Origin of the sequence: Pyramidobacter sp. YE332, from assembly GCF_033060595.1 — a bacterium.
Taxonomy (GTDB): Bacteria; Synergistota; Synergistia; order Synergistales; family Dethiosulfovibrionaceae; genus Pyramidobacter.
The window spans coordinates 111,376-128,942 of the sequence record NZ_CP133038.1 but is presented as its reverse complement, the minus strand read 5'-3'; the positions used below and the strand labels follow the sequence as shown (position 1 = coordinate 128,942).

Annotated in this window: 16 protein-coding genes and 1 riboswitch; of the genes, 13 read left to right on the top strand and 3 right to left on the bottom strand. The window is 61.1% G+C overall.

Annotated elements, in window-relative coordinates; all coding sequences use genetic code 11:
• Window positions 1–11 precede the first annotated feature (11 nt).
• From RAH42_RS00630 to RAH42_RS00610, 5 genes are read left to right on the top strand one after another with little or no spacing between them, the layout of a single operon-like run.
• Window positions 12–2,501, top strand: a complete 2,490-nt coding sequence (locus RAH42_RS00630) for an AAA family ATPase (RefSeq protein ID WP_078016624.1) — start codon at window positions 12–14, stop codon at window positions 2,499–2,501.
• Between the two features lie 35 nt (window positions 2,502–2,536).
• Complete coding sequence (gene arcC, locus RAH42_RS00625) at window positions 2,537–3,466, top strand: carbamate kinase (protein ID WP_317539742.1); 930 nt, start codon at window positions 2,537–2,539, stop codon at window positions 3,464–3,466.
• A gap of 50 nt (window positions 3,467–3,516) precedes the next feature.
• The gene (locus tag RAH42_RS00620; protein ID WP_078016626.1) at window positions 3,517–4,848 is read left to right on the top strand and encodes an AraC family transcriptional regulator; all 1,332 of its coding nucleotides are present in this window, start codon (window positions 3,517–3,519) and stop codon (window positions 4,846–4,848) included.
• Entirely contained in the window at window positions 4,845–6,011 is a 1,167-nt protein-coding gene (locus tag RAH42_RS00615; protein WP_078016627.1) for a hypothetical protein, read from the top strand. The genes RAH42_RS00620 and RAH42_RS00615 overlap by 4 nt, the downstream gene beginning before the upstream one ends.
• Window positions 6,008–7,111 (top strand): hypothetical protein, encoded by a 1,104-nt coding sequence (locus tag RAH42_RS00610; protein ID WP_078016628.1) that lies wholly within the window; start codon window positions 6,008–6,010, stop codon window positions 7,109–7,111. Before RAH42_RS00615 ends, RAH42_RS00610 begins: the two co-directional genes overlap by 4 nt.
• Window positions 7,112–7,224: 113 nt before the next feature.
• Here RAH42_RS00610 and RAH42_RS00605 read toward each other — a convergent pair whose 3' ends face one another.
• Window positions 7,225–7,887, bottom strand: coding sequence for a L,D-transpeptidase family protein (locus RAH42_RS00605; RefSeq protein WP_168170076.1), 663 nt, complete (start codon window positions 7,885–7,887; stop codon window positions 7,225–7,227).
• A 104-nt stretch (window positions 7,888–7,991) separates the two neighbouring features.
• Window positions 7,992–8,198, top strand: a riboswitch (cobalamin riboswitch).
• Window positions 8,199–8,348: 150 nt separating this feature from the next.
• On the opposite strand from RAH42_RS00605, the gene RAH42_RS00600 reads away from it, so the two are divergent.
• The 4 genes from RAH42_RS00600 (at window position 8,349) to RAH42_RS00585 (ending at window position 12,396) form a co-directional block, all read left to right on the top strand.
• Window positions 8,349–9,356, top strand: coding sequence for an ABC transporter substrate-binding protein (locus RAH42_RS00600; RefSeq protein ID WP_078016630.1), 1,008 nt, complete (start codon window positions 8,349–8,351; stop codon window positions 9,354–9,356).
• A gap of 191 nt (window positions 9,357–9,547) precedes the next feature.
• Window positions 9,548–10,552: an ABC transporter substrate-binding protein gene (locus RAH42_RS00595; protein WP_078016631.1), complete on the top strand. Its 1,005-nt coding sequence runs from the start codon at window positions 9,548–9,550 to the stop codon at window positions 10,550–10,552.
• Window positions 10,553–11,614 carry an iron ABC transporter permease gene (locus RAH42_RS00590; protein ID WP_078016632.1) on the top strand — a complete coding sequence of 354 codons (1,062 nt, stop codon included), beginning with the start codon at window positions 10,553–10,555 and terminating at the stop codon, window positions 11,612–11,614.
• On the top strand, window positions 11,611–12,396 hold the full coding sequence (locus tag RAH42_RS00585) for an ABC transporter ATP-binding protein (protein WP_078016633.1): 786 nt from the start codon (window positions 11,611–11,613) through the stop codon (window positions 12,394–12,396). The genes RAH42_RS00590 and RAH42_RS00585 overlap by 4 nt, the downstream gene beginning before the upstream one ends.
• A 71-nt stretch (window positions 12,397–12,467) precedes the next feature.
• On the opposite strand, the gene RAH42_RS00580 is transcribed toward RAH42_RS00585, so the two are convergent.
• Window positions 12,468–13,352, bottom strand: coding sequence for a MurR/RpiR family transcriptional regulator (locus tag RAH42_RS00580; RefSeq protein WP_078016634.1), 885 nt, complete (start codon window positions 13,350–13,352; stop codon window positions 12,468–12,470).
• Complete coding sequence (locus tag RAH42_RS00575) at window positions 13,352–13,666, bottom strand: helix-turn-helix domain-containing protein (RefSeq protein ID WP_078016635.1); 315 nt, start codon at window positions 13,664–13,666, stop codon at window positions 13,352–13,354. The genes RAH42_RS00580 and RAH42_RS00575 overlap by 1 nt, the downstream gene beginning before the upstream one ends.
• A 328-nt stretch (window positions 13,667–13,994) precedes the next feature.
• Between RAH42_RS00575 and RAH42_RS00570 the strand changes: the two genes are divergently transcribed.
• The 4 genes from RAH42_RS00570 to RAH42_RS00555 all read left to right on the top strand — a co-directional run bounded on the left by RAH42_RS00570 (window position 13,995) and on the right by RAH42_RS00555 (window position 17,513).
• Complete coding sequence (locus RAH42_RS00570; RefSeq protein ID WP_317539741.1) at window positions 13,995–15,446, top strand: amidase; 1,452 nt, start codon at window positions 13,995–13,997, stop codon at window positions 15,444–15,446.
• Between the two features lie 86 nt (window positions 15,447–15,532).
• Window positions 15,533–16,228, top strand: a complete 696-nt coding sequence (locus RAH42_RS00565) for a DUF5058 family protein (protein ID WP_078016637.1) — start codon at window positions 15,533–15,535, stop codon at window positions 16,226–16,228.
• A gap of 13 nt (window positions 16,229–16,241) precedes the next feature.
• Window positions 16,242–16,907, top strand: coding sequence for a hypothetical protein (locus RAH42_RS00560; protein ID WP_317539740.1), 666 nt, complete (start codon window positions 16,242–16,244; stop codon window positions 16,905–16,907).
• A gap of 90 nt (window positions 16,908–16,997) precedes the next feature.
• The gene (locus RAH42_RS00555) at window positions 16,998–17,513 is read left to right on the top strand and encodes a pyridoxamine 5'-phosphate oxidase family protein (RefSeq protein WP_078016639.1); all 516 of its coding nucleotides are present in this window, start codon (window positions 16,998–17,000) and stop codon (window positions 17,511–17,513) included.
• The last annotated feature ends 54 nt before the right edge of the window (window positions 17,514–17,567 follow it).

The following is a 17,567-nucleotide window of genomic DNA, read 5'->3' as shown; positions in this document are numbered from 1 at the left end:
CAGAGGAGCCCATGGACTCTTCGAAATTTTCGCAAGAGGTCCTGCGCGTCTTCGCGGAGGCGAAAAACATCGCTATCCGCTGCGATCATGCGGAGATAACGGACCTGCACCTCTCTCTGGCCATCCTGCGCCAAAAAGAAAGCGAGATCAAGTATCGGCTCCTGGAAGCGGGCGTCGATCTTCTGTCGTACGAACGGAAGCTGACGGAGGCGCTGCAGAATCGCCGCGCCGCGCCCGGCGTTAGCAAGCTGTATTACAGCCGCCAGTATCACAAGATCGTCCTGGTCAGCGGCGAGATCGCGCGCGCGTCGTTTGACGCCTATGTGCGCACGCCGCATCTGTATCTGGCCATTCTGCGCGACCGCGAGGCACCGTCGACGGTCATCGCCGCCGAGTTCGGCGTCACCGTCGAGTCCGTGCAGTCGATGCTGACGGCCCGTCTGACCGCCTCCGACGAACTGGGTATCAGCCCCGAGCAGATGGAGCTTCTGAACTGCTTCGGCCGCAACTTCTCGAAGGAAGCCCGCGAAGGTCTGATGGATCCGGTGCTGGGACGCGACGAGGAGATCAACGAATGTTTCCGCGTCCTCTCGCGCCGTCTCAAGAACAATCCCGTTTTGATCGGCGAAGCGGGAGTCGGCAAGACGGCCATCGCCGAGGGAATCGCCCAGCGTATCGCCAAACAGGACGCGCCGGCGCTGCTGCGCGGGCGCATCGTCTTTTCGCTGGACATGGCGTCGCTGGTGGCGGGGACTAAGTACCGCGGCGACTTCGAGGAACGCCTCAAGGAGATCCTAGAGATCGTCAAGGCCTCCAAGGGGCGCATCATTCTTTTCGTCGACGAGCTGCACACCATCATCGGCGCGGGAAACAGCTCCGGCTCAATGGACACGTCCAACATCCTCAAGCCCTTTCTGGCCCGCGGCGAGATCCTCATGATCGGCGCCACGACGGTCGAGGAATACCGGCGCTACATCGAGCCGGACCGGGCGCTGGAACGGCGCTTCCAGAAGATCCTCATCGAGGAACCTTCCGAAGAGGCGGCGCTGTCCATGCTGCGCGGCGTCGTCTCGAAATACGAAACGCATCACCGCGTCCGTATCGCCGACGGCGCGCTCATTGCCGCGATTCAGCTTTCGAAGCGTTACATCACCGACCGTTCCCTGCCGGACAAGGCCATCGACCTGATCGACGAGGCCGGCGCGATGGTGCGCATGAGCATGGACTCCATGCCGCAGGAGCTAGACGAGTGGAACCGCCGCATCATCCAGTGGGAGATGGAACACATCCTGCTGCTGGACGAGGCGGATCCCGCGGCGCAGCGGCGGCGGCAGACGCTGGAAAAACAGCTCGAGGGCGAACGCGTCCGCTACGGGGAACGTTTTGCCGCCTGGCAGAAGGAAGTGGAGCGTCTCGACGAGCTGTCGCGCCTCAAGGAGCTTCGCGACGAAGTGCGCCGCAGCCTGGAAGACGCCCAGGAAGCTCACCGCGTCGACGACGTGAAACGCTTCGTCGCGGAACGGCAGGCTTTCGACGCCAAGATCGCGGAGATCGAACGGATCGGACCGCACTACCCCGTTTCGCGGGAAGTGACGGAAGAGGAGATCAAGCGCATCGTCGCTGTCCGCGCCGGCATCCCGCTGTCGAGCATCGGCCGCAGCGAAAGCGAAAAGCTGGAGCAGGCCGGAAAGAGCCTGCTTGCCGAGTTCGTCGGCCATCGCGACGCGGTTTCCGCCGTTCGGCAGAGCATCCTGCGGGCACGCAGCGGCCTTATGAAGCGCCGCCGTCCGGTGGGCAGCTTCCTGCTGGTCGGTCCCTCCGGCACCGGCAAGAGCTATCTGGCGGAACTGTTCGCGAAGCATTATTACGAAGACGAACGTTCGCCATTGTCCTTCAACATGCGCGAGTTCACCGACAAAGCTTCTGTCAATAAACTGATCGGCGCGCCGCCCGGCTATGTCGGACACGACGCGGCCGGCGCTCTGACGGAAGCGGTGCGCCTGCGCCCTCACAGCGTGATCGTCTTCGAATCGGTTGATCATGCCGGCGCGGAAGTGCTGAGTTTGGTCGCGCGCCTCGCCGCCGACGGCGAGATCGCCGACAACAGGGGGCGGACCGTCAACTTCCGTAACGCCCTGCTCTTTTTCACCGTCACCGGCACGGACCGCGATCCGCCGGTGCGCGAACTGCTGCGGGACGGACTCGACGGCGTCTATTACTTCGAGGACTTTTCGCTGCGGGAGCGCCGGGAACTGCTGACACTCCGCCTGCGGGAACTGCAAAGAGAGCTTGAGGAAGAGCAGATCGAACTGTCGTGGGACGAAGCGACGCTCGACGCCGTCACGGCCGGTTTCGACCGCGCCGAGAGCGGCGCTCATCCTGTTGCCGGGTATATGGAGCGGACCGTCCTCGCCGATCTGGCTGCGAAAAAACTACTCGGCCGGTTGCGTCCCGGCGCGCGCGTCGTCATAAGGACCGGCGGCGCGGATGTCGTTTCCTGAAAAAGGGTTTCCATTTAAGAGGATAGGAGATTATAATGAAAAAAGTAGTCATTGCGCTGGGCGGCAACGCCCTTGGAAACACGCCTGAGGAGCAGAAGGAACGCGTCAAGCACTCCGCGCGTTCCATCGTCGATTTCGTTCAGTCCGGCGTTCAGGTGCTGGTGTGTCACGGCAACGGCCCGCAGGTCGGCATGATCAAGAAGTCGATGGATATCGCCGCCAAATCGGGCGAGAAGCTGCCCTACGTGCCGTTCCCGGAGTGCGGATCCATGAGCGAAGGCTACATCGGCTTCCACCTGCAGAATGCCATTGGCAACGAGTTCCGCGCCAGGAAGATGAACGACAGCGTCGCCACTCTCGTGACGCAGGTCCAGGTCGACGCTTGCGACCCGTCTTTCCAGCGCCCGACCAAGCCGATCGGCACCTTCATGAGCAAGGAAGACGCCGACAAACTGGCAGCTGCGGGCGTGGCCGTGGCCGAAGACGCCGGCCGCGGCTACCGTCAGGTCGTCGCCTCTCCGGCGCCTGTCCGCATCGTCGAGGAAGAGGCCGTCCGCAAGCTGCTCGACCAGGGCGTGACCGTCATCGCGGGCGGCGGCGGAGGAGTGCCCGTCGTGGAGAAAGACGGCGTGCTGAAGGGCGTCGACGCGGTGATCGACAAGGACTTCACGTCGGTGAAGCTGGCCGAGACGATCGACGCCGACGTGGTGGTGATCCTCACCGCCGTAGAAAAAGTGGCGATCCGCTTTGGCACGCCGGATCAGCTGTGGCTCGATAAGCTGACGGTGGCCGAAGCCAAGAAGTACATCGAGGACAAGGAGTTCGCCGAAGGTTCCATGCTGCCGAAGATCAGAGCGGCCATCAAGTTCGCCGAGTCGAAACCGGGCCGCAAGGCGCTGATCACGTCGCTGGAGAAGGCGAAGGAAGGTCTGGAAGGCTCGACCGGCACCTGGATCCAGGCGTAGCGCCGCGGGCCTTCGGGACGCCGGAGGCACCGGCAAAAGGGGGAGGACAGATGACTTCCCGGAAAAATCCCGGACAGAGGAAGCGCGTGGAAATTCAGGAATTTTACCGCACGGCGTCCCGCGAGGGCGTCGCGACTTATTTCGAAGTGCAGTCGGACAGCGCGCCGACCAAGCCGCTGCTGCACAAAAACAGCCGTTTCCTCTACGTCCTTTCGGGAAAAGGCACGATCAGGATCTACGACAAAGACTATGCGATGGAGCCGGGCGCGGTCATCGCCCTACTGCCATGGGAAATTTCCGAAATCGTCGAAGTGAAGGAACCGCTGTGCTATTACCTGCTGATCTATCCGTTCGAGTTTCTGAATTTCATCGTCAAAAACCAGTTCAACATCGAAAACGAGAAATTCGACATGGTCACGCTTCTGTATCGCTACGGCGGCGTGCGCGTCCCGGAGCAGGAGCGTCCGCGCGTCAGGGCCCTCTTCGACGAGATCCGCCGCGAGATCGAACCGGTTTCCATCGCAACGTCCGCCGTCCGCCAGTCGTGGTCCGAGCTGTACCTGACGGCGAAGCTGGTGGAACTGGTCGTCCTCTACCTGCGCTTGGCGCAGGACCAGGAAGAACGTTCCGACGGACAGGCCCGTCTTGAAAAAGAGGAAGAAAGCTGTTCCCCCCACATTTTTCAGTACATGTACCTGAATCTGCACCGCAAGCTGACGCTTCAGGACCTGAGCCGGATCTATTTTGTCAGCGAAGCGTCGCTTTCCCGCTACATCTTCAAGGTGACCGGGCTCGGTTTTTACGAGCTGCTTCAGGAAATGAAGCTGTCGAAGGTCACGTTTCTGCTGCTGCACACGAATATTTCCCTGGCGGAGATCGCCGACATCCTCGATTACTCCGACATATCGCATCTGTCCCGCGTCTTTTCCGACCAGCAAGGGATCGGAGCGCAGCAGTTCCGCCGCTGCTACCGGAACAATCCCGGCGTCTCCATGGTTTTGCCCGCGCCGAAAGCCGGCAAGATCATCGAATACATATATCGGAATTTTGCGAGCGATCTTACCGTTTTGGACGTGGCGGAACAGTTCAATGCCTCTCCCAGGATGGTCAACGAATCCCTGGTCTACATCGTCGAGATGAACTTTACGAATTTCCTGAATTACCTGCGCATCCACGAGGCGGCGAACCTGCTGCTTCGCACCGATCAGTCGGTGACGGATATCGCGTTTCAGGTCGGCTACAATTCACTGCGGAGTTTCAACCGTAACTTCCTGAAATGGCTGAAAGTTACGGCCAGCGAGTTTCGAGAGCGAGTGACGGAACAGAAAGACACGGTGGACATCGGCCACCTGTTTCGTTCGTCCAGAGAGGAGCAATCATGAAGTTTGAAATGCCTGTCTTTGCGTGCCCCGACTTCGCCGACGCGAAGTATCGGGAAGCGGGCGAAGTGAAATGCGCGAAAGTCGAGAAGAAAGGCGTGGCGCCGCGCGGTTTTTATCTGACCACCCATCTGCCAACCTTTTATCGCTGCAACGGAACGTGGCAGCTGCCGGAGCACAATTCGCTGAACTGCGTGGCCGTGCTCAAAGAGGGGAAAATCGCCGTCACGGAGATCCGCGACCTCGAAGTGGGGGACGAGGTCGTTCTGGGGCGCGCGACCGACGGCTCCGAGGGCGTCCTCGTGTACAAGGAAGGCTTCCCCGAAAGCGTTTACGCCACGCCCGGCCGCGCCGTGGAGACCGCCTACACGACCGATTACGAACAGCTGTTCGCGCAGCTCGAATACGAGCGCGACAACGGAGGCTACATCGTTTGGGTGCTGGGGCCGAGCGTCGTCTTCGACTACGACACGCGCGTCGCCCTCAACCACCTGGCCGAGAACGGCTACATCAGCTGCATGATGGGCGGCAACGCCATGGCTACGCACGACCTCGAGGGCGGTTTCCTCGGCACCGCGCTGGGACAGAACATCTACACGCAGGAAAACCAGCCGATGGGGCACTACAACCACCTCGACCTGCTCAACGAAGTGCGCACGGCCGGCTCCACGAAAAAATTCATCAACGAAGGCCACGTCAAAGACGGCATCATCAAGACGCTCGTCTCGATGAACGTGCCCTTGGTCCTCGCCGGCTCGATCCGCGACGACGGCCCGCTGCCCGAAGTGATCGGCGACACCGACAAGGCGCTGACGGAGATGAAAAAGCACCTCGACAAGGCCACGCTGATCATCGGCATCGCCACGATGCTGCACAGCCTTTCCGTCGCCAACATGGCGTCGAGCTATCACGTGCGAAAAGACGGCGCCATCACGCCGGTCTACATGTACACCATCGACATCACCGAGAACGTCACCAACAAGGTAGTCGCGGCCCGCGAGCGCATCGCCGTCGTGCCGATGAACACCAACGTCCAGGACTTCGTCGTCAACTGCGAACGCGCGCTGATCGGCGCCGTCGCCCGGGAGCAGGTGGAGGCGATGGAAGTCCCCGCCGAGGAATTCGTCGTCGTCAAAAACGCGCAGCGTGAGGAGGCGGGCAAATGAATTTCGAAATGCCGAAATATCGCCACCCCGATTTTGAGCAGGAGTTCCTGAAAAACGCGCCCAACTGCCGTCTCGAAACCGTCGAGCGCGACGGGATCAGCCCCCGTCGTTACCACGCCCTGTCGGTCTACCCCGAGTATTTCAAGATCAACGACAAATGGGTACTGGCGACGCAGAGCCGCATGGACACCGTCTGCGTGGCCCGCGACACGCCCGGCCGGGAGCGCGTCGAGATCGTCGAGTTCCGTAACCTGAAAAAAGGCGACAAAGTCGTGATCGGCCGTACCGAAGACGCCAGCGAAGGCATCTACGTGTGGACGCAGGGCTTCCTCGCCGAAACCGCGACCTCCGACACCTTCGCTTTCCGCGAAGGCCGTTCGCGCGAGACCGCCTACTCGCTCGACTACGACACGCTCTACGAAGTGCTGCGGCACGAGCGCGAACACCGCGGCTACGTGACGCTCGTCATCGGTACGGCGCTGGCCCTCGACCAGAACTCGCGTCTTGGCCTGGAGCGCCTGATCCGCAACGGCTACGTGCAGGCCGTCTTCTGCGGTTCCGAAACCGCCGCTTTCGATCTCGAGCGCGGCGTCTTCGACACGTCGTGGGGACAGAAAATCTTCGAACACGAGCAGAACAGCACCTACAACCTCTACGACACCATCAACCTCGCCAACTCCTACGGTTCGCTGGAAGCGCTCGTCGCCTCCGGCAAGGTCAAAGACGGCTTCGTCAAGGCCTGCGTCGAATGCGGCACAGCTCTGGTCATGGCCGGCACCATCCGCGACCGCCTGGCCCTGCCCGGCGCCTGCAACAACGTCTACGCCGCTCAGAACGCCATGCGCGTCCACGCCCGCAAGACCTCGACCATGATCATGATGTCAGCGATCCTTTACACCATCGCCACCGGCAACATGACCCCCTCGTACAACGAGTTCGACGGCGTCGTCCGTCCCGTCTACATGTATACCGTCGACGTGCAGGAATTCGCCGTCAACAAGCTGTCCGACCGCGGCACCGTCACGGCCGTCAGCATGGTCACCAACACGCAGGATTTCGTGCGCAACCTCGACCGCGCGCTGAACAGGCCTCAGGATTGATCCGCGGCGATAAAAACTGCCCCGCCTTTCTCGCTTGCCGAGAAAGGCGGGGCAGTTTTTATCGCCGCGGCGAATGATGAAAGAAATGGCTTTTGTATTCGGTATGGCTCCGTCTAAAAACGGGCGAGACGCTCCGCTTTCGGGACGATGACGATCCAGGCGCCGTCGTGGCACTGGCGCAGCAGCTCGATCATGTCCCGGCGTTCGAGCGAGAGGCAGCCGGCGGTGGTCCAGTGGCGGCGGGATTTGACGTGGACGAAGATGGCCGACCCTCGTCCCGGCACGGTGGGGTCGGAGTTGTAGCCGACGGCCATGGCGTAATCGTACTGATAGTAGTCGGCCAGGTGTTCGCCGTGGATTTTTTTCGCGCTCTCCACCCAGGTGTTGTAGATTTTCGGCTGGTTTACGTCGTCGGCCCAGTAGGAGGAGGGCGTCACTGGGCGCCATTTCATGGCCGTGCCGGGGTTGGGCTTGTTGCCGAAGGCGTGCAGGATCGGGAAGGCGCCGACGGGCGTCTTTTTGTCGCCCTCGCGCTTGTTTTCCGTCAGCCCCAGCTTGCCGTAGCCGCACGGCGCTTCCAGCGTCTTTTGCCAGGCGCCGGCATCGCTTTTCTTCCACAGGGTCAGGGTGCGGTCGACGACGAGGATGATCTCGCCGGTTTTCTGCGCCGTCCGCGTGGCCGCGAGCAGCTCGCGCAGATCGGCGCCCATGGCGGGCGCAGCCAACGCCGCGGCGGCGAAAAGCGCCGGGAAAATTTTTGCAAGAATACGTTTCATAACGAGCGACCTCCCCTTCGGAATGATCCCATTTGGTGAGCCAAGCATAGCACAAAAACGCCGCGCTGTCTGCGCGGGTCCCGCTTCAGTCCCGTCCTGCCTCAGGATTTGACAGGGGGCCTGGAGGCGCTTAAAATATGTGAAAATGGAACGTCGCCGGGCGTCGGAAGCAGGTGAAAATCCTGCGCGGCCCCGCCACTGTAACCCCTGACGAAGCGGTATCACGCTCACTGAAGGCTTTCGGCCTTTGGGAAGGGCGCCGCGGAGGACGATGGGGAGTCAGGATACGCGCCGGGCGACGCGAAGGAAGGCTTTTGCGCGGGCGAAATCTTTTCAGGGCAGCAGATATCACTGTCTCTAAAGGCACGGCCGCGGACCGTGTCTTTTTTTATGCCCGCGTTTTCTATAGAGGCGAGCCGGCGGGGGCCGGGTCACGTTTTTTTGCGCAGGAGGTTCACAGCATGAAAAAGATTCTTCGCAGCTTTTTTGCGGCAGCCGGTTTACTGGCCATAACCGCGGCGTCCTTCGCGGCGGAGACCGTTTATCCCGTAACCGTCGAGAACGGCGACCGCAAGATCGTCTTCGAAAAAGCGCCCGAGCGCGTCGTCACCAACGGCGACAGCAACATCATTGAACTGATGTTCGCCCTCGGCCTCGAAAGCCGCATGGCGGGCTACGCGGGATTCCCCGAGTACGGCGGTCAAGTCTCGCCGGAATACCGGGAGAAGCTCAAGGCGATCCCCGTTGCCGCGCCCGGCTACATCACGCTGGAAGCGCTGCTTGGCACCGATCCCGACTTTTTCCTGTCGGGTTACAACTACGGACTTGACATCCCCGGCAGCACGGCCGGCGGTGCCATCACGCCCGAAGAGCTGGAAAAGCACGGCGTCAAGAGCTACGCCATCACCGAGTCGCTGATCCACGTGATGAAAAAGCCCATCGTCAGCCTCGAGGACACCTACGCCGACCTGACCAAGCTGGGCGTGATCTTCGACGCGCAGGACAAGGCGCGGCAGGTGATCGACGGCATGAAAGCGCGCGCCGCGGCGGTGGAAGCCAAGCTGTCGCAGCTCGACTTGGCCAAGCCCTTGAACGTGTTCATCCATCCCACCTGGAGCGCCCCCGATCAGCCTCCCCGTTCCAACGGCGCTCAGGCCATGCCCAGCGCTCTGGTGACGATGGCGAAGGCGCGCAACATCTTTGCCGACGTCGACGGCAGCTGGATCAAGGTGACGTGGGAAGAGGTCGTCGCGCGCAATCCCGACGTGATCCTGCTGCTGGAAGCCGGTACGACGAACGGCGAGGAACGTAAAAAGCTGCTGCTCGAGAATCCCGCGCTGCAGGGCGTGAACGCCGTGAAGGATGGGCGCGTTTACATCATTCGCATCGAAGACGCCTATCCCGGCCCCCGCGCCATCCGCGGCCTGGAACTGATTTCCAAAGCCTTTTATCCCGAACTGTTCAAGTAGCTGAAAGAAGCTTTTCAGGAGGCCTGCCGTTGCGTCCGTAAGGCGTGCGCGCAGAAGGACGGACGGCGCTCCGTCGTGCGTTGAAAAAATGCAGGCCCTGTTCTCGTGGAACGATCCGCGGAGCAGGGCTTTTTTCGCAGCCTTTCGGGGCCGCGTCGCTTTGTCATCTTATTTGAATCGGAGGTCCTATGATGAGGAAATCGCTTCACGTCATTTTTGCGGCGCTGCTGAGCGCCGTTTTTTTCGCCGCAGCCGCAGGCGCGGCAGAAACGGTTTATCCCGTAACCGTCGAGAACGGCGACCGCAAGATCGTCTTTGAAAAAGCGCCCGAGCGCGTCGTCACCAACGGCGACAGCAATATCATCGAGCTGATGTTCGCGCTTGGTCTTGAAGACCGGCTCGTAGGTTATGCGGGATTCCCCGGCTCGAAACACCAGGTTTCCCCCGAATACCGCGAGAAGCTGGCGAAGATCCCCGTGGCCCAGGAAGGTTACATTGCGCTGGAAACTTTGCTCGGCGCCAATCCCGACTTTTTCCTGTCGGGCTACAACTACGGCCTCGATATCCCCGGCAGCACGGCCGGCAACGCCGTCACGCCCGAAGAGCTGGAAAAGCATGGCGTCAAGAGCTACGCCATCACGGAATCGCTGATCCGCGTGATGGACAAGCCGCCTGTGACGCTGGAAGATACCTATAACGACCTTCGCACCCTGGGCGTGATTTTCAACGTGCAGGATAAGGCCGAGGCGGTGATCGCCGGCATGAAAGCGAGAGTCGCGACCGTAGGGGAAAAACTTGACGGCGTGAGAGAAAGTCCGCGCGTGTTCATCTTCCGCAGCTTCGGAACGCCCAACGAAGACGTGCCTCGCTCCTGCGGCGGACAGGCCATGCCCAGCGCTCTGCTCCGCTTGGCGCATGCCGCCAACGTCTTCGACGACGTGGAAAGCAGCTGGATCAAGGTGACGTGGGAAGAAGTCGTCGCCCGCGATCCCGACGTGATCCTGATCCTCGAATACCGCGCCACGCCGGAAAACGAAAGCAAGGCCATGCTGCTCGACCATCCCGCGCTGCAGGGCGTCAAAGCCGTCCGCGACAAAAAACTGATCTACATGTCGGTGGACGAAGTCTATCCGGGTCCGCGAGCCGTTCGCGGACTGGAACTGATCGCTCGCGGGCTGTATCCCGCGATATTTTAAGTGAACCGGTTCTTTGTCAAACGAGATCTGGCGCCGCTGCTGATCCTCTTGACGATCCTGCTGTTTTTCAGCGTAACTCTGGGAGTATCGATGGGGACGGCGCCGCTGCCGTTCCGGCATGTGTGGGGCATCATCCTCCATCAGATGTTTCCGGACTGGCAATGGTTCGGGGCGGAATGGCCGCGCAACGAAGTCGGTATCGTCTGGATGATCCGTTTCCCGCGCGTGCTGCTCGGCGCTGTCGTCGGCGCGGGCCTTGCCACCGCGGGGGCGGTGATCCAGTCGCTGGTCCGCAATTCGCTGGCCGATCCCTATCTGCTGGGGATTTCTTCGGGCGCATGTGCGGGGGCGGTGTTTGCCATGCTCTTCATGACGCGGGTTTTCGGCATCGCTCTGACCGGCATGTCCGGAGTCTCCGCGCTGGCCTTTGCCGGTGCGGCGTTGGCTTTCGTGCTGGTTTTCGCCATAGCGCGTCAGGGCAGCGGCCTGACGCCGGTGCGGATGGTCCTGTCGGGACTTGCCGTGTCGTACGTGTTTATGGCCGTGACCAATTTCATGGTCTATCTGGAACAGCGCAACGGCGCCGAATCGGCGATGTTCTGGATGCTCGGCGGGCTCGGCGGCGCAAGATGGGATCGTCTGCCGTTGCCTTTTTTCGTGCTGATCGGTTCTCTTGCCCTGTTCATCGCCCAGTCGCGCCCGCTCAACGCCTTGCTGCTGGGCGACGAGAACGCGGCGGCGCTCGGCGTGGACGTGACGAAATTCCGCCGTCTTCTGTTCACCGCCACTTCGGTGCTGACCGGGGTGATCGTAGCGGTCAGCGGTTCGATCGGTTTCGTCGGACTGATCGTTCCGCACGCCGTGCGGCTGCTGGTCGGTTCCGACCATCGCCGCCTCCTGCCGGTGGGGGCGCTCGCGGGAGCGAGCTTTCTGATCTGGACGGATGTGTTCGCGCGCACCGCTCTGGCTCCGCGGGAGCTTCCTCTGGGCATCGTCACGGGCTTTATCGGCGCGCCGTTTTTCATCTGGCTGCTCAAAAGCAGCGGGAGAACCCCGCGATGAAGCTGACAATCGAATCGCTGCGCTGGGGAGTCGGAACCGCGGATATCGTGAGCGGCGCCGACTTGAAAGTGGAACGCGGCGAGTTCGTCGGCGTGATCGGCCCCAACGGCAGCGGCAAATCCAGTTTGCTGCGCTGCGCATACCGCGTCAATAGGCCGCGCTTCGGTTCGATCCTGCTGGACGACGAAGAGGTTTGGGGTCTGCGCGCCCGGGAATTCGCGCGCCGCGCCGCGGCAGTGCCGCAGGAGATGCCGGGACAGTTCGACTTCACCGTGCGCGAGATCGCCGCGATGGGGCGTTATCCGCACAAAAAGGCGTTGCAGCGCGACGACGCGCATGATTTCGAGTTGGTGGAGCGCGCGTTGGAATACGTGGGAATGCGGGAACGGGGCGGACGCAGTTTTGCCTCGCTGTCCGGCGGCGAAAAACAGCGCGCTCTGATTGCCCGTGCCATTGCGCAGGAGACGGACTTTCTGATCCTCGACGAGCCCACCAACCACCTCGACATCTATTATCAGCTCGAGATCATGGACCTGCTGCGCAGTCTCGGCGTCACCTCGCTGGTCGTCATGCACGACCTGAACCTGGCGGCACAGTACTGCGACCGCATTTACGTGATGAAGGACGGTCAGGTCTTCGCCAGCGGTGCTCCGGCCGAGGTGCTCACGCCCGAACTGATCCGCGCCGTTTACCGTGTGGAGGCCAGCGTTGCTCCCAACCCCGAGACGGGACGGCCGCAGATCGTTTTTCTGCACCGCCTGAGCTCCGGCGGCGCTTTCTAAACAGAAAATCCTGTTGCGCAAAAAGCCTGTGATAACGCCGCGTCCGACGATGACTGGATCGTCGGACGTTTTTACGTGCGATGTTCCACGTGGAACATCGTTTGCCGCGTGTCCTTCGTGCGACGCCGCTCTTGCTTTTTGCCGCCGACTCGGCGGATCACCTCGCCCAGCAGCAGGTCGAAAAAATAGCCGACGGCGTACTTGCCGTAGATTTCGAGATAATTGTAGGCGTCGCTCCGCAGCGTCAGCGGGAACGTCAGATCATAGCTTCGCAGACAGTCGGTCGCCCCTTCGCGGGCCAACGCCCCCGGGCAGTAGAGAGCCGTCTTGAAGCCCGCGATTTTGTTCAGCTCGTCTTTGATAGCGGGAATCAGACAGCCGGCGGGTGATACAGTGATCAGGCACAGGTCGCTGCTCAATAGGCGCTCAATGATACTGCGATGAGTACAAATGTCATCTAAAATAAACAACGGTTTATTGAGAGCAATAGATTGGCTCTGGAATTCCTGCAGCACGAAAGAATAGGGACGCACGGCGAAAATGATGATACTGCGCGCGGCCGCCATCGCTTCGGCAAGACAGCGCAGGCGATTCCAATCCATTTTTTGGCCGACGCCCCAGACGTTCCTCAGGATCTCGTCGTAAAGCCGCCGCGGCTCATAGAGTCCGCGGCCGAAGTTGTCAAGCGCGATTTCGTATTGATTTTCTGGGATGTTCATTTTAGCTTTCCGTAGATCTGAGAAGTTATCAAATCCTAAGCTTCGACAGAAACGTTGTACAGTGGAGAATGAAGTATGGCATTGTACTACTAGGTCGCGCGTTTTCATGCGGTCGATCTCGTTGTAGTGGAGCAGCAGATACTGCGCCAGCTCCCAATTGGCTTCGTCGAGATCACTTCTGTGTTCGGCGTTGATGAGCTTCTGTTTGACCGAAAAGGATTTGCTGTCGTTATGCATCAGTCCGCCTCGTCGCCCCACGCGATCAACTGGCGCACCAGAGGCAGCGCGCTGCGTCCCAAGTCGGTCAGCGCGTATTCGGCGAAAAGCGCCGGCTCGCTGAGCTTGTGGCAACTGATAAAACCTTCCTGCTCCAGTTGGCGCAGGTAGCCGGTCAGCGTCACGCGCGACACTGCCGCGCAAAGCCGCCGCAGCTCGCCGAAACGGAGCGGCCGCTCGCCCAGCAGATAGACGACGTAGAACTTCCAGCGATGGGAAAGCAGATCCCAGGTGCGGTTGAACGTGATCTTTTCGGCAAAATCTTCCGGAATCATGAAATTCGCCTCATCTTCATAGGAATTCGTCTGCTGCGCCGGCCGTCAGAAAGTGACGCTTCCGCAGCCGTTTTCCGACGGACCGCCGGCGCTTTCTAAAGCGGCACGGTACGGATCCTCTTCCCTGAACGGCGGCGAAACGAAAAGTTTTTCCGCCTCTTTCCCGCGGCAGTACATCAGAATTCTAACATAGGCAAGATTTTTATCCCAGATTGATCGCAGCTGACGAAATTTATAAAATAACAGCCAGTTCAGTCCTTCATAAGTTCAGCAAAATTGTCTTATGGGAAGGAATTTTTCATGAAAACGCCAGAAAGGGGTAATTCTCGTGAGCAATACTGTTGTCGAAATGACGGCTGTGGATCTGTCCAAGGCCATCCACGCCAGGGAAGTTTCCTGCCGCGAGGTGATGGCTTCCTACCTTGATCACATCGACAAGACCAATCCCCGCGTCAACGCCATCGTCACCTGCGTCGACGGCGAGGCGCTGCTGGAACAGGCCGGTGAAAAGGACGCCGAGCTGGCATCCGGCAGGGACAACGGCTGGATGCAAGGCTTCCCGCAGGCCGTGAAGGATCTGGTTCCCACCAAGGGCATCCGCACCACCAAGGGATCGCTGCTTCTCAAGGACTGGATCCCCGACGCCGACGGCGCTGTCGTCACCGCGATGAAGCGCGACGGCGCCATCATCATCGGCAAAACCAACACGCCCGAGTTCGGCTACGGTTCCCAGTCCTACAACGAAGTGTTCGGCGCCACCGGCAATCCTTACGACGAGAACTGCAGCAGCGGCGGCTCGTCCGGCGGCGCAGCCTGCGCCGTCGCTTTGAGGATGCAGGCCGTGGCGGACGGCAGCGACTTCATGGGCTCGCTGCGCAATCCCGCCGGCTGGTGCAACATCGTCAGCCTGCGCCCATCCATCGGCGCCGTCCCCTCCGGCGGCACCGAACTGTTCACCAACTCCATGGCCACAAACGGGCCCATGGGGCGCACCGTGGCCGACGTGGCCCTGCTGTTCGCCACCATGGCCGGCTACGACGCCAAGTTCCCGCTGACCCGCGAGGCCGATCCGCGCGTAAAAGCGCTGACGCCGGCGAACGTGCGCGAGGCGCTGAAAAAGGATCAGAAGGGCGTTCGCGTGGCTTGGATCGGCGACTGGGGCGGCGCGCTGCCCACCGAGCCCGGCGTCTTGGAAACTTGCCGCGCGGCTGTGGAACGCATGAAGGACTTCGGCGCGGCGGTCGAGGACATCGAGCCCTTTTACAATATGAACGAGTTCTGGGAGACCATCTGGCTGCCCATCCGCCATTACTGCGCGTCCTCGCTGAAGCCGTGGTACGACAAATGCCGTCAGGACCTGATGAAGCCGGAGAGCCGCTGGGAGTACGAGGGTTCGCTGACCATGAGCGCCCAGGAGGTGTACCGCGCCTTCGAGAAGCGCACCGAGTTCTATCACGCCATGCTCAAGGTTTACGACGATTACGACTACATCGTCTCGCCCACCGCCTGCTGCTTCCCTTTCGACAAGAACGTTCACTGGCCTGAGACGATCGACGGCACGCCGATGCGCACCTATCACAATTGGATGGAGATCGTCACGCCGTGGACCATGGGCGGCAACGCCGTCTGCACGGTGCCGGCCGGATTCGGCGGCGCGAATCGCCTTTCCATCGGCCTGCAGCTGGTCGCCGCGCCGCACCGGGAGTTCGAGGTGCTGCAGTTCGCTTCGGCCTACGAAGCGGTTACCGGCTTCGTCGAGAAATTCCCGCCGAAATTCTAGTTTTTTTTCGCAGAAAGCGTTCCGGAACCGTTCGGCTCGTCCCGCGCTCTCAAAATTTTCGTTCCCGCCCAAGGAGGAGCTCTTTTATGGAAGAATTGTTGAAGATCGGCAACGCGGCGCCTTTCTGGGGGTGCGCCGCCATCAGCGTCAGCATCGTCGCGTTGCTGGCGCTCCGCTACGTGAAGCTGGGCTACAAGTTCGCCGGCAGCGTCGGCCTCGACAGGGCCGCCTGTAACCGCGCCTTCAAGAGCGGCATGATCTCCGCCACGGGCCCCGCTATCGCCCAGGTCATCGTCATTCTGGCCATGATTTCGGTCGTTGGCGGCCCCATCTCCTGGATCCGCCTGTCCATGATCGGCTCGGCCGCCACCGAGCTGACCGCTGCCCGCACCGGCGCCGCAGCCTGCGGCGTGGAACTGGGCGGCGCCGGCTACGGCCTGAATCAGATGGCCGTTTCCTGGTTCACGATGAGCGTGAACGGCTGCGGCTGGCTGCTGATGGTGTGGCTGTTCACCCACAGGATGGACAAAGTCAGCGACAAGATCGGCGGCACCGACAAGGCATGGCGCGCCATTCTTACCGCCACGGCGAGCATCGGCCTTTACAGTCACATGACCAGCCCTTATCTGGTCACGTTCAGCGGCCGCACCGTCGCCGCGATCATCGGCGCTGTCTCCATGTTCGTGCTGATTCAGCTCGGCAAAAAACATCCCTGGATCAAGGACTATTCGCTGGGCTTCGCCATCATCGCCGGCCTGATCTGCGGTTACTTCTTTATGTGAGGAGGCCGTTCACATGGATTTCAGAACGGAATGGAACAAATCGGTCGTTCGCGTCGGCCGCGTCACCATGCTCCTGGCAATCTGCTGCAGCTTCCTGCCCAATATCGTCCTCTCGCTGGCCTACGGCGCCGCGCCGAGCATCGGCGACCTGCTGGCCGGCTGGGGACAGATCGCCGCGGCCTATGGCGCGTTCTACGTCATCGAGCCGATCACTTACTACACCGTGCTTGGCACGGCCGGTTCCTACATGGGGATCCTCGCCGGTTCCATGGGACAGATGCGCGTCCCCGCCGCCGCCACCGCGCTTGACGTTACCAACAACGAGGCCGGTTCCGACAAGGGCGAGATCATCTCCACGATGGGCATCGCCGGTTCGATCGTCACCAACATCACGATCCTGACGATCTTCGTCGTCTTCGGCTACCAGATCCTGGGCGTCCTGCCTCAGACCGTCAAGAACGCGATCTCCAACCTGATTCTGCCGGCGCTGTTCGGCGCCGTGCTGATGCAGTTCGTGGTCAAGAAGCCCCGCATCGCCCTGTACGCGCTGCCGCTGGTGCTGCTGGTGCTGCTGGTGCGCAAGTTCGTTCCGCTGCCCAGCTGGGGGTACATCCTCATCGCCGTGTTCGGCAACATGGTCATCTCCAAGTTCGCCTACAAGGCCAAGTTCGTCAAGTAGGACCCGCGCCCCGATTCTGTGCGGCCGGCTGCGGAACTGCCTGTCGCCGCCGGCGCCGTTTCGTCAATTGATTCGTCTGGGGGATCTTTATTGAGAAGAAAAGACCGCGAAGTGACGTCAGAAGCATGGATCCGCAAGGTCCTCGAAGAAGCCGAGATCCTTCATCTGGCGCTGATCGACCCGGCGGGGAAACCCTACTCGGTGCCGGTTCATTACGGCCTGGGCGACAACTGCCTTTACATCCACGGCGCCATGCAGGGGCGCACGGCGGAAACGATGCGGACGCACCCCGACGTGGCTTTTCACGTCGTCGCCGGCTACGAGCTGGTTCCCAGCCCCGTCAAGGCCGGCTATAAATGGGGCATCTACCGCAGCGTCATGGGCGAGGGAAAGGTGCGCGTCGTCACCGACTTGGGTGAAAAGCGCCGCGCCATCGACCTGCTCCACGCCCATTACGGTGACGTCAGGGAGAACTACTCCGTCGCCGACGCCAAACTGGAGAAAGTGGTCAACGTGCTGGCGATCGAGATCACGTCGCTGACGGGCAAGACCAAGGGTTATCCCAATCCCGACAATCCGCACGCCGTCGTCGTCAGGGAGGAATGAAGGGCGCGCGTCCGCGGGAATGAGATCTCTTTGCGCGGCGCTCCGAAAGGAGTT